10 protein-coding genes are annotated in these 11,652 nt (G+C 73.9%); 3 read left to right on the top strand and 7 right to left on the bottom strand.

Annotated elements, in window-relative coordinates; translation table 11 throughout:
* Positions 1 to 6 precede the first annotated feature (6 nt).
* Positions 7 to 1,791, bottom strand: a complete 1,785-nt coding sequence (locus tag OG767_RS18100; RefSeq protein ID WP_405089634.1) for a DUF4012 domain-containing protein — start codon at positions 1,789 to 1,791, stop codon at positions 7 to 9.
* A gap of 84 nt (positions 1,792 to 1,875) precedes the next feature.
* On the bottom strand, positions 1,876 to 3,111 hold the full coding sequence (locus OG767_RS18105; protein ID WP_405089635.1) for a glycosyltransferase family 4 protein: 1,236 nt from the start codon (positions 3,109 to 3,111) through the stop codon (positions 1,876 to 1,878).
* 144 nt (positions 3,112 to 3,255) lie between these two features.
* Between OG767_RS18105 and OG767_RS18110 the strand changes: the two genes are divergently transcribed.
* Positions 3,256 to 3,810, top strand: a complete 555-nt coding sequence (locus tag OG767_RS18110) for a low molecular weight phosphatase family protein (RefSeq protein WP_405089636.1) — start codon at positions 3,256 to 3,258, stop codon at positions 3,808 to 3,810.
* Here the strand turns inward: OG767_RS18110 and OG767_RS18115 are convergent.
* The gene (locus tag OG767_RS18115) at positions 3,791 to 5,245 is read right to left on the bottom strand and encodes a polysaccharide biosynthesis tyrosine autokinase (protein ID WP_405089637.1); all 1,455 of its coding nucleotides are present in this window, start codon (positions 5,243 to 5,245) and stop codon (positions 3,791 to 3,793) included. The two genes, OG767_RS18110 and OG767_RS18115, sit on opposite strands and share 20 nt — an antisense overlap.
* 185 nt (positions 5,246 to 5,430) lie before the next feature.
* Between OG767_RS18115 and OG767_RS18120 the strand changes: the two genes are divergently transcribed.
* On the top strand, positions 5,431 to 7,287 hold the full coding sequence (locus tag OG767_RS18120) for a polysaccharide biosynthesis protein (RefSeq protein ID WP_405089638.1): 1,857 nt from the start codon (positions 5,431 to 5,433) through the stop codon (positions 7,285 to 7,287).
* 141 nt (positions 7,288 to 7,428) lie between these two features.
* Positions 7,429 to 8,727, top strand: coding sequence for a Na+/H+ antiporter NhaA (nhaA, locus tag OG767_RS18125; protein ID WP_405089639.1), 1,299 nt, complete (start codon positions 7,429 to 7,431; stop codon positions 8,725 to 8,727).
* Positions 8,728 to 8,784: 57 nt separating this feature from the next.
* Here the strand turns inward: nhaA and OG767_RS18130 are convergent, their stop codons facing one another.
* The 4 genes from OG767_RS18130 to egtC all read right to left on the bottom strand — a co-directional run bounded on the left by OG767_RS18130 (position 8,785) and on the right by egtC (position 11,648).
* Positions 8,785 to 8,985, bottom strand: coding sequence for a hypothetical protein (locus OG767_RS18130; protein WP_405089640.1), 201 nt, complete (start codon positions 8,983 to 8,985; stop codon positions 8,785 to 8,787).
* A 99-nt stretch (positions 8,986 to 9,084) separates the two neighbouring features.
* A complete protein-coding gene (locus OG767_RS18135) occupies positions 9,085 to 9,672 on the bottom strand; it encodes a TMEM165/GDT1 family protein (protein ID WP_107162705.1) in 588 nt (195 codons plus the stop codon).
* A gap of 228 nt (positions 9,673 to 9,900) precedes the next feature.
* Positions 9,901 to 10,866 (bottom strand): L-histidine N(alpha)-methyltransferase, encoded by a 966-nt coding sequence (gene egtD / locus OG767_RS18140; RefSeq protein WP_405089641.1) that lies wholly within the window; start codon positions 10,864 to 10,866, stop codon positions 9,901 to 9,903.
* Entirely contained in the window at positions 10,866 to 11,648 is a 783-nt protein-coding gene (gene egtC, locus OG767_RS18145) for an ergothioneine biosynthesis protein EgtC (protein ID WP_405089642.1), read from the bottom strand. Before egtC ends, egtD begins: the two co-directional genes overlap by 1 nt.
* Positions 11,649 to 11,652: the final 4 nt, after the last annotated feature.

The raw sequence follows: 11,652 nt of genomic DNA on the forward strand, positions 1-11,652 counted from the left end.
TCCCTCCTACTGTTCACATCTGGGTGCGGTGGTTATCTGGGTGGTCCACGGGGTGACGGTGGGAGTGAGCACCAGATCGGCCGTGCCGGCGCCGTTCTGGCCGGTGAGCAGCGTGACGTCGAGCGTCCGGGTCTGCCCGGGGCCGACCTCCACGTTCGCCACCGCGACCTGACGTCGACGGTCGAGCCCGCTGCCCATCGCGGTGTCGCGGCCGTCCAGCCGGCCGGCGAGGACCGCGCCGCCGCTGGGGGTGTGCACCGAGACGAACGTGCGGGCGGTGTACTTGTCGCCGGACAGGGCCATGCCCGTGACCGACTCCGTCAGACCCGACCGCGGGGCGGTGGAGTGCACCGTGACCCGCAGCCGCAGTTCGCGGCGTCCGTCCGGCTGGCATGTGCCGACCGTCAGGGTGGCCGAGAACCTGAGGTAGTAGCCGAGCTTCGCGCCGCTGCCGTCGTTGAGGAACACGCCGACCGTCGGCACGGTGTCCCGCTCCGGGAGCTGCCCGGCCAGCCGGGTCCCGGCCACCGCGCGTTGCTCCTCAGAACGGACACTCCAGAACAATATCCGACGTTCCTGTATCGAGCGGCTAATAACGGTTAGAAGCGCCCTCGGGTCAACCGTCCTGGTGAACAGCGCGTCGAACACCCCCGACGCGGCCCGCGCGTAGAACGCGTCCTGCGCCTTCACGTCCAGGTCCCGGTACGAGTCGCTGAGCAGCGTCCGCACGGCGGTGCCGCCGGCCAGCGCCGGACCGTCCGGCACCTGCACCGGGCCGATGACGTTGAGCAGGTACGACAGCATCACCGGGTCGACCGCCAGCACACCGTCCACCGTGATCCCGGTGCGCCGGCGCACCATCTCGCGGTAGAGCGCGGCGGCGGTAGGGAAGCTCGGGCTCAGATTGACGTCCGCCGGATACATCCCCGGCAGCTCGGACCAGAGCCGGCGCATCTCCGGGTCCACCTTGAGCGGTGGATCGAAGTACTGCAGATCCGTCGCGTTGCCCTGCCCCGCCAGTCGGATCCGGCCGGAGTCCGCGCGCAGCACGGCGTACGCGCCGAACATGCCGCCGGTGGCCCGCAATTCGGCCGGGTTCTGCGAGACGAGCAGGTAGCTGCGCGGGCCGTCCGCGCCGAGCAGCGGCGGCAACAGGCGGACGCCGCGGTCGGCGGCGGAGGTGAGCCCGCCCAACCGGTCCAACTCCTCCCGCAGCGCGGTGACCGCGTCACGTACCTGGGCCACCAGGCCGCGGGTCGGCACCGCCCGTAGCCGGTCCGCTGTCCGGCGGACCGCCTGGTCGGCGGCTGACACCTCGGCCGCGACCGCACGCAGCCGGCCCACGTCGAGCCGGCCCTGCTTCGGCACCAGCGAGGCGAGGTCGACCCGGAGCAGGGTGGGGAAGGCGAGCCGGGCCAGGTCGTCCACCGCCACCGAGATCTGCCGCACCGCCGTCAGGTTGTCCCCGGCGTACGGGACGCCCTGGCCGAGCCACCAGACCGGGTCGCCGGTCGCTGCGCGCGCGGCGCCGGCCTGCTCCTGGAGCGCGGCCAGGGTCCGCTGGGCCCGGGCCACGTCACCGTCGAGCACCTGGGCGCTGAGGTCCTTGGCCAGGCCGGCGGCGTTCACCAGGTGGGCCCGGGCCTGCCAGCCCCGGAACGTGACCCAACCGCCGGCGGTGGCCAGCACCGAGACGACGACCAGCCCGACCAGCAGGACACGACGGACGCGGGCCCGGCGGCGTCGCCGTGAGTGTCGGCGTCGGCGGTGCGACGCCGCGTGTTCCGTCACGTCACTCTCCTCGGGGTCGACCGGCCTGCGATCACCATTCGGTGCTCGTGTCGGATAGGAGTATGTATCGCATGAACTACACTTCTAGTCGCTTTTCGTGTTTTTCATCCTAACCGTGGCCACGTCGCGCAGCAGCGCCTCGATCCGGTCGACGCCGGCCCGCAGCGACATCTGCCGCAGGTAGGCGTCCCGCCCCCGGCGGCCCATGTCGGCCCGGGCGGCTGCGGGAATCGCCGCGGCCAGCCAGAACCGGTCGGCCAGGGCCGCCCAGTCCTCGGGCGGGCAGGACAGCCCGGCTCGGGCCCGCTCCACCAGCTCCGCGGTGTCGCCGCCGGCCGAGGCGACCACCGGCGCGGCGCAGGAGAGCGCGGCCGGCAGGGTGCCGGGCACGGTGCCGCGCAGCTCCGGCCGGTCGCGCAGCATGACGAGCTGGTAGTCGGCGGCCGCGTAGAGCTGGGGCATGTCCGCCGGCGAGCGCCGCTCGACGAACCGGACGTTGTCCGCGCGGAGTTCGGCGGCGAGGTCCCGCACCCGCCGCTCCTCCGCGCCCGAGCCGACCAGGACCAGGTCCATCCGGTCCCCCAGCGCCGCCGCCGCCCGGACCGCGGTCTCCAGACCCTGCCGTACGCCGATCGTGCCGGCGTGCATCACCACGCAGCGGTCGTCCCGGCGGATCAGCCGACGTGCGGCGGGACCGGGCCGCGCCGGGCGGAACAGTCGCTCGTCGGTCCAGTTGAGCACCGTGCGCACCCGGTCCGGTTCGGCCCCGCCGGCGAGCACCAGCTCGCGCATGGACGGTGCGCTGACCGCGATCGCGTCCGCCTCCCGGTACAGCCGGCGCAGGCCGGCGTCCAGCCGCCCCGACCAACCACGTGCCGCCCGCGACCGGGCCGGCTCCTCCTCCGCCCAGACGTCCTGCACGTGCAGCACCGTCGGCACCCCGGCCAGCATCCGCAGCAGGCCGGCCGCGGCGAAGGTCACCGCGGGGAGCTGGAGGACATACAGCGCGTCGAGGTCCCGCAGGTAGCGCCGGCCGGCGAGCGTCGCACTGCCGGCGAAGGAGAGCCAGCCGGCCGCCCGCGCGCGGGCGGAGCCCGCCCCGCCGGCGTACCGGGGCACCCGGCGGACGGTCAGCCGCTCGCTGCGCGTCCGGTGCCCCCACCGTTGCCGCCAGCCCGGATAGAGCTGGCCGCCCGGGTGGTCCGGGAACCCGGTGAGCACGCGTACCTCGTGGCCCCGGGCGGCCAGCTCCTCGGCCAGGCTGCCCGGGATGAACGCCGGTTCCGGCGGGAAGTGGTACGACAGGATGCCGATCCTCATGGCCGCGCTCCCGGCGCGGCCTGCCGGACCCCGGTCCACCGTGGCGCGTACGATGCCGGCATCCCCTCGCTGTCCGGCCGCGACCGCCGGCAGCCCACCGTCGCGGCGCCGCCCCGCGCGACCGCGCCGACCAGAGGGGTCCAGATGCCCGACGGGGTGCTCTTCGTCTGCCACGCGAACATGTGCCGGTCACCGATGGCCGAGTTCATCGCCCGCCGGTTGCTGGCCGGGCTCCCGGTGACGGTGGCCAGCGCCGGCACCGACGCGATCGACGGGGCGGGCATGCACCCGTACGCCGTCGAGGTGGCCGCCGGGGACGGCGCGGACGTGACCGCCTTCCGCACCCGCCGGCTGCGCCCGGAGCACCTCACCTCGGCGGCGCTGGTGCTGACCGCGACCCGGCGGCAGCGTTCGGCCTGCGCGGCGCTGGCCCCGGCCGCGTTGGGCCGGATGTTCACGCTGCACCAGTTCGCCCGCCTGGCCGCCGCGGCCCGGCCGGACGGCGCGCCCGGGACCACCCCGCTGCGGGCGGCCGTGGTGGCGGCCGTCCGTGCCCGGGGGCGGCTGCAACCCGCCCCCGACGGCACGGACGACCTGCGGGACCCGATCGGCGGCTCCCCGGCCGACTTCCGCCGGTGCGCCGAGGAGATCGAGCGGTCGATCCGGCCCCTGCGCGCGCTCATCGCGACAGCCGGGTGAGTTCCTGAGTACGGTCACCCACGACGGTCTGCGCACCCCGCTGGGTCGCCCCGACCCGGCCGGTGGGCACGGTGGGCGCGGCCGGCGGCACGACCACCTTGTACGTCTCGTACTGGTAGGCGTCCGCCTTGCCGACCTTGGCCATGTTGAGCACGCAGCCGAGCAGGCGCACCGACACCGAGCTGAGCGCCCGCGCCGCGGCGGCCACCTGGCCGCGCGAGGTCCGCCCCTGCTGGGTGACCAGGAGCGCGCCGTCGGCCTGCACGGCCACCACCACGCCGTCGGTGACCGCCAGCAGCGGCGCGGTGTCGATGATCACGATGTCCGCCGACTCGCGCAGCGCCACCAGCAGGTCCGCCATCGCCTTGGAGCCGAGCAGCTCACTCGGGTTCGGCGGGGTGGCGCCGCTGGGCAGGACCAGCAGCGACTTCTCACCCCACCGCTGCACCACGTCACCGACCTGCACGTCGCCGACGAGCACGTCGGTCAGCCCGACCCCGCCGTCGAGACCGAGGTAGTCGGCGGCCTTGGGACGGCGCAGGTCGGCGTCGATGAGCAGCACCCGCCAGCCCGCCTCGGCCAGCGCGATGGCGATGTTGCAGGCCATGGTGGTCTTGCCCTCGCCCTGCAGGGCGCTGGTGACCGCGATGACCCGGGCCGGCTCGTGTACGTCCACGAAGCGCAGGTTGGTGCGCAGCTTGCGGACCGCCTCGGCGCGGACCGAGGTGGCCGCGTCACCGACGATCAGCGGGGCGGCCTTCGCGCCGGCCTCGAACGGGATCTCGCCCAGCAGCGGGCTGCCGGTCACCCGCTGCAACGCCACGGCGTCGCGCATCCGCACGTCGGCCATGCCCCGCAGCACGGCCAGCGCGGCGCCGGCCAGCAGGCCGAGCAGCCCGCCCAGGACCAGGTTGCGCGCCGGTCGCGGCGAGACCGGGCTGGAGGTGACCCGCGGGCCGCTCACCACCTCGATCTTGATCGGTGGGGCCTTGCCGTCCGCCGGGGTCTCCACCTTCCGCACCAGCTCGGTGAACTCGGCCGCCAGGGTCTCGGTGAGCTTCAGCGCCCGGGTCTGGTTGGTGTCGGTGACCGAGGCCTTGAGCAGCACCTTGTCGGGCAGCACGTCCGTGGAGATCTTGCCGCGCACCTGGTCGGCGGTGAGTCCGAGCGGCGCGTCGGCGACCACGCTCTGCGCCAGCCGGTCGCTGGTGAGCAGGTCGGCGTAGGACTTCACCCGCTGTTGCAGGAACAGGCTGCCCTGGTAGGCGTCCATCACGCCCGGACTGGCCGTGGTGACGAAGAACGTCACCGAGGCCTGGTAGCGAGGCACGGAGCGAACCGTCACCAGGGCGGCCACGCCCAGCGTGAGCATGACCGTGACCAGCACGATCCACCAGTGGCGTCGGACCAGGCGCAGGTAGCCGAGGATGCTCATCCCGCTCCTCCTCGCGACACGCCGACCTGCCGATGAAGTTGCACAAAAGCCCCCTAAAAGCCCCAGTAGCCGTGCCAGGATCGAATCGCCTATTCACCCCGTTAGGTGACCAGACGAATGTAAACGACCGGAAAGCACGGACGACGTAAATCCGCTCATTCCGGATGAACACGTAGAGGGCAACCATGGATCGTGAAGCCACCGCCGCCGACGAGGCGCTGCGGACACGCAGTCACACCACCCACCGCGCCGCCACTCTCTCCCTGTTAACGCTGGACACGGCCGCGTGGTGCGGAGGATTTCTCGGCGCCGCCTGGACCCGCTACGAGTTCGACCTGACCGCCGCCGCGACCGGCCGCGCGCTCACCGTCGCGCTCGCCTGCGCCGCGCTCTACGCGCTGCTCACGCTGCTGCGCTCCCGGCTCTACGGCCGCTATCCGATCGGCAGCGCCGGGGACGCCCGCGGGCTGGCCGGCACCGCGGCGATCGCCGCCGCGATCACGCTCGCCGGCGTGCTGCCCTGGGCCGAACGACCGGTCCCCGCGACCACCCCGCTGGTCGGCGGCACCGTCGCGTTGGTGCTGATGGCGGCCGGCCGCGGACTGTGGCGGTTGCACGCCGACCGGCACCGCCCGGCGGCACGACACGCCGAGCGGTGCCTGGTCTACGGCGTGGACGCCGCCAGCGAACGGCTGGTCCGCGTGCTGCTGCGCGACCCGGACAGCAGCTACCGTCCGGTGGGTCTGCTCGACGACGCCCCGGAGAGCCGCGGGCTCCGGCTGGAAGGGCTGCGCGTGCTCGGCGGGCGGGAGCAGGTCGGCGCCGTGGTCCGGGCCACCCAGGCGCGTACCGTCATCTTCTCGATGACCGGCGGCGACCCGCGGCTGCTGCGCGACGTGCGCACCCGCACGCTGGAGGCCGGGGCCACGTTCAAGGTCCTGCCCCCGGTCCGTGAGGTGCTCGACCGCCCGGTCCACGCCACCGACGTCCGCGACCTCCAGCTCACCGACCTGCTCGGCCGTGCCCACCGGGTGGCCGAGCTGGCCGTCGAACGCGGCGGGCTGGCCGGCCGGCGGGTGCTGGTCACCGGCGCCGGCGGCTCGATCGGCTCGGAGCTGTGCCGGCAGATCGCCCGCTGCGAGCCGGACGAGCTGATGATGCTCGACCGGGACGAGTCGGCGCTGCACGCGCTCCAGATGTCCCTGCACGGCCGGGCGCTGCTGGACGGCCCCGAACTGATCCTGGCCGACATCCGGGACGCCGACGGCATCGCCCGGGTGATCGCCGACCGGCAGCCCGACGTGGTGTTCCACGCGGCGGCGCTGAAGCACCTGACGCTGCTCCAGCGGCACCCCGGCGAGGCGATCAAGACCAACATCTGGGGCACCCTGAACGTGCTGGAGGCGTGCCGGGACGTCGCCGAGTTCGTCAACATCTCCACCGACAAGGCGGCCAACCCGACGAGTGTCCTCGGCTACTCCAAGCGGATCACCGAACGGCTCACCGCCCACCGGGCCGCGCAGCTCGGCGGCACCTACCTCAGCGTCCGGTTCGGCAACGTGCTCAGCAGCCGGGGCTCGGTGCTGACCGCGTTCCAGGCGCAGATCCGGGCCGGCGTGCCGATCACCGTCACGCACCCGGACGTGACCCGCTACTTCATGACCGTGCAGGAGGCCGTGCACCTGGTGCTCCAGGCCGCGACCATCGGCCGCGGCGGCGAGGCGCTGGTGCTCGACATGGGCGAGCCGGTCCGGATCGCGGACGTGGCGCGGCGGCTGTCCGCCGAGGCGGACCACCCGGTGGACATCGTCTACACCGGGCTCCGGCCGGGCGAGAAACTGCACGAGCACCTCTTCGGCGCGGACGAGGCGGACAGCCGGCCGTTGCACCCGTTGATCTCCCACGTGCCGGTGCCCCCGCTGGACCCGGACGAGGTGCGCGCGCTGGACCCGTACGCCGACCCGGACGAGCTGGTGAAACGGATGGCGGCGTTCTGCGAGACGATCGGCGTGGTGCTGCCGGCGCTGCCCGGCCAGCGCTGACCGCCGCCGGCGGCGGGTGCGGCGGCACCCACCGCGGCTGCGCTCGCCGCCGGTCCGGCGGACCGGTAGGGTTGGCGGCGGTGTGCCGGGAAGCCTGGTCGGCGATGGATCCACCGACCCCTGCTCCCGGACGGACACCGTATGCCCCATCACACCCCGCCCTCCCGCCTGCTGGCTCGGCGGTCCTGGCCGGAAGCCCGCTTCCTGGCGGACGTGCTGCGCACCGAGACGGTCGGCGGCGGCCTGCTGCTGCTCGGCGCGGTCCTCGCCCTGGTCTGGGCGAACTCGCCGTGGCGCGCCGCCTACGCCGCGCTGGGCGACTGGGTGCCCTGGCCCGGCGGCGCGGCGCTGCACCTCGACCTCGGGCTCGCCACCTGGGCCGCCGACGGGCTGCTGGCGATCTTCTTCTTCGTGGTCGGCCTGGAACTCAAGCGTGAGTTCGTCGCCGGGGACCTGCGGGACCCCCGGCGGGCCGCGTTGCCGGTGGTCGCCGCCGTCGGCGGCATGGCGGTGCCGGCGCTGATCTACCTGGCGGTGACCGCGAGCGCCGGCGGCGCGGGGCTGCGCGGCTGGGCGATCCCCACCGCCACCGACATCGCCTTCGCGCTCGCCGTGCTGGCCGTGATCGGCTCGCACCTGCCGCAGGGGCTGCGGGCCTTCCTGCTCACCCTCGCGGTGGTCGACGACCTGCTGGCCATCACCATCATCGCGGTGTTCTACACCGCCGACTTCCACCCGCTGCCGCTGCTCGGCGCGCTGCTGCCGATCGCCGTGTTCGGGCTGCTGGTGCAGCGGCGACGCACCTGGTGGTGGGCGCTGCTCCCGTTGGCGGTGACCGCCTGGGTGCTGGTGCACGCCTCCGGGGTGCACGCCACCGTGGCCGGCGTGCTGCTCGGCTTCACCGTGCCGGTGCTGACCGGGCGGGGCGGTGAGCCCGGGCTCGCCGAACGGCTGGAACACCGCTGGCGGCCGATCTCCGCCGGCCTCGCCGTGCCGGTCTTCGCGTTCTTCGCCGCCGGGGTCTCGCTCGTCGACGTGGACCTGGGCGCGGTCGTCCGGGACCCGGTCGTGCTCGGCGTGGCCGGCGGCCTGGTGCTGGGCAAGGTGATCGGCGTGTTCGGCTCCACGTTCCTGCTCGCCCGGTTCACCCGCGCCGAGCTGGACGAGGAGATCACCTGGGCGGACCTGGTCGGGCTGGCGTTGCTGGCCGGCATCGGCTTCACCGTGTCCCTGCTCATCGGGGAGCTGGCGTTCGGCCCGGGCAGCCCCGAGGACGAGCGGGTCAAGGCCGCGGTGCTGGCCGGTTCGCTGATCTCCGCCGGCCTGGCCGCCGGGGTGCTGCTGCGGCGCAACCGGGTCCACCGCCGGATCAGCGAACGGGAGAGCCGGGACGACGACGGCGACGGCATCCCGGACGTCTACCAGGAACGGCCGGCCTGAGCCGGAACGCGCCGGCCGCCGCCCCCGGACGGGGCGACGGCCGGCGCGGGACGGGGATCAACGGTGGCGCTCGGCGCGACGGTCGGCGCCGTCCTCGGTCTCCTCCAGCGCGTCGGCGAACGGTTCGGTGAGGTCGTCACCAGGCACCGCGACCCACTCGGCGCGGTCCTGCTCGTCCGCGTGACCACCGGGAGGCGGTTCCGGCGCCGTGGCGCCCCCGGCGAAGCCGTACTCGTTGGGCTCATCGTGCCTGCTCATGCGCGAACCTCCCGGTCGTCCGAATCCTGGCGGCGGTGCCGTGACACCACCGCCAGGACACTTACCCACCGCGCCGGTTCCTGATCATCCGAGCGCCGCTCAGGTCAGCTCCCGGACCGCCTCGAAGACGAGCCAGAGACCACAGATGGCGAACAGCACGGCCGCGCCGTACCGGATGGTCCGCTCCGGCAGGTGCCGGCCGAGCATCCGGCCCACCAGGATGGCCAGCGCATCCGCCGCGACCATGCCGAGCGTGGAGCCGAGCCAGGTGCCGAACCAGCCGTACTTGGTGGCCAGCGTGATGGTCGCGAGCATCGTCTTGTCGCCCAGCTCGGCCAGGAAGAACGCCACGCCGACCGCGATGATCGCCGACTTGGTGCTGCGTTCGGCCTTCCGCTTCTCCTCCTCGGTGAGCTTGTCGCCGCGCAGCGTCCAGGCGCCGAAGCCGAGGAACGCCAGACCGGCGATGAGTGAGATCCAGCCCGTGGGCAGCACGCTGTTGAGGCCGACGCCGATGGCCACCGAGGCCAGGTGGACGATCGCGGTGGCGATGGTGATGCCGATGAGCACCGGCAGCGGTCGGAAGCGCGTGGCGAACGTCAGCGCCATGAGCTGGGACTTGTCGCCCAGCTCGGCGACGAAGATGACGCCGAAGCTGACCACCAGCGCGACGAGGAAACCCTCCATGTGAACCTTCCCGATCAAGCCGGGAGGAGAGACAGGGACGCCCTCGACCCGGCTGCGACAGCCTGAGTCGAAGGTCTCGCCCGCCCCGGGGACCGGGGCCGCGTGGCCGGATGCGGAACGCACCAGTGTGTCGACCATGACATTGGGGGCTACTCCCCTTCGCGCCGACCAGCCTAGCCGATCACCGTCGGCCCCGGTCGTCGGGTGTGACCGGGGCCGCGCCGGCCGTCACTCGGCCCGGGCCAGGCTCACCCCGAACAACCCGTCCGGGTCGGTCCAGAACGCCTGCCGCGCGAACCCGGCGCGGTCCAGCTCGGCGGCGACGCCCGCCGGCCGGAACTTGGCCGAGACCTCGGTGCGCAGCTCCTCCCCGGCGGCGAACGTGACGTCGAGGTCCAGCACCCGCACCCGGGTCGGACGCTCGGCGCGCAGCCGCATCTCGATCCACTCCCGGTCCGGGTCCCAGACCGCCACGTGGCGGAACGCGGCGACGTCGAAGTCCGCGCCCAACTCCCGGTTGATCACCCGCAGCACGTTGCGGTTGAACTCGGCGGTCACGCCGGCGGCGTCGTCGTAGGCCGGGACGATGACGCCCGGGTCCTTCACCAGGTCGGTGCCGATCAGCAGCCAGTCCCCGACCTCCAGCGCCGCGCGCATGGCGGTGAGGAACCCGGCCCGCTCCCCCGGCAGCAGGTTGCCGATCGTGCCGCCGAGGAACGCCACCAGGCGTCGGCCGCCGGTGGGCAGCCGGTCCAGGTGCCGGGTGAAGTCGCCGACGATGCCCCGCACCCGCAGCCCCGGGTACGCGGCGGCGATCTGGTCGGTGGACCCGCGCAACGCGCTGACCGAGACGTCCAGCGGCACGAACGTGCCCAGGTCGCCGTGCCCGGTGAACGCGTCCAGCAGCAGCCGGGTCTTCTCCGACGAGCCGGAACCCAGCTCGATCAGCGTCTTCGCGCCGGTCAAGGCCGCGACGTCGGCCGCGTGCGCGGCCAGCACCGCCCGCTCGGCCCGGGTCGGGTAGTACTCCGGCAGGCGGGTGATCTCCTCGAACAGCTCGCTGCCCCGGGCGTCGTAGAACCACTTCGGCGGCAGCCACTTCGGCGACGCGGTCAACCCGACCCGGACGTCCTCCCGCAGCGCCCGGTCGAGGTCCTGCTCCTCCAGGTGGATCTCCAGCGGCTCCGCGCCCATCAGGTGTCCTCTCTGCCATCGGTGGATGAGCCGGCCCCGGTCGGGGCCAGCTCGCGGATGTCCAGCTCGGCCGCGGTGGCCAGCACCAGCCGTCCGTCCGGCACCGCCTGCCAGCCGGGATCGTCGTCGAACGGTTCGGAGGCCAGCAGCACCGAACCCGGGCCGCGCCGCACCGACAGCGCGTGCCCGGCCACCGTCGCCGCCACCGTGACACCGTCGGTGAGCAACAGGTTCAGCCGCGAGCCGGGCGCCGCGGCGGCCACCGCGGCGACGGTGTCGGCCACCGCGTCGCCGAGCGCCGCGCCGGCCCGCAGCCGATGCCGGACCAGCGCCCAGAGCACCGCCGAGTCGGTCGGCACGTCCAGCGTGAGCAGGTCCCGCACCGGCAGCCCGGCGGCGAGCGGGACGAGACTGTCCGGCCAGCCCCGGACCACGCCGTTGTGGCTGAACAGCCAGCGCCTCTCGGCGAACGGCGCGGCGGCGGTCTCGTGCAGCGGCATGCCGACCGTGGCCGAGCGGACGGCGGCCAGCACCGCACCGGCGGACGTCACGGCCGCCAGCTCCGGCAGCGTCGTGTCACTCCACATCGGCTGGGCCCGCCGGTAGCGGACCGGGTCGGCGCCGTCCGGGTACCAGCCGACGCCGAAGCCGTCGGCGTTGATGGTGCCGCCGCCGCGCATGTCACGCGGCGCCCAGGACTGCCGCAGCAGCCCGTACGGCGGGTCGAACAGCAGGCTCCGCAGGGTGACCGGTGGGCCCAGGTACGCGAGGTGACGGCACATCCGG

It is taken from the genome of Micromonospora sp. NBC_01392 (assembly GCF_045040125.1).
In the GTDB taxonomy this organism is placed as follows: Bacteria; Actinomycetota; Actinomycetes; order Mycobacteriales; family Micromonosporaceae; genus Micromonospora.

Coding starts and splice junctions, on each gene's coding strand:
- OG767_RS18110 (WP_405089636.1), top strand. CDS start 3,256: ATGCCCGACGGGGTGCTCTTCGTCTGCCACGCGAACATGTGCCGGTCA.
- egtD (WP_405089641.1), bottom strand. CDS start 10,866: ATGGGCGCGGAGCCGCTGGAGATCCACCTGGAGGAGCAGGACCTCGAC.
- OG767_RS18135 (WP_107162705.1), bottom strand. CDS start 9,672: ATGGAGGGTTTCCTCGTCGCGCTGGTGGTCAGCTTCGGCGTCATCTTC.
- OG767_RS18105 (WP_405089635.1), bottom strand. CDS start 3,111: ATGAGGATCGGCATCCTGTCGTACCACTTCCCGCCGGAACCGGCGTTC.
- OG767_RS18120 (WP_405089638.1), top strand. CDS start 5,431: ATGGATCGTGAAGCCACCGCCGCCGACGAGGCGCTGCGGACACGCAGT.
- nhaA (WP_405089639.1), top strand. CDS start 7,429: ATGCCCCATCACACCCCGCCCTCCCGCCTGCTGGCTCGGCGGTCCTGG.
- OG767_RS18130 (WP_405089640.1), bottom strand. CDS start 8,985: ATGAGCAGGCACGATGAGCCCAACGAGTACGGCTTCGCCGGGGGCGCC.
- OG767_RS18115 (WP_405089637.1), bottom strand. CDS start 5,245: ATGAGCATCCTCGGCTACCTGCGCCTGGTCCGACGCCACTGGTGGATC.
- egtC (WP_405089642.1), bottom strand. CDS start 11,648: ATGTGCCGTCACCTCGCGTACCTGGGCCCACCGGTCACCCTGCGGAGC.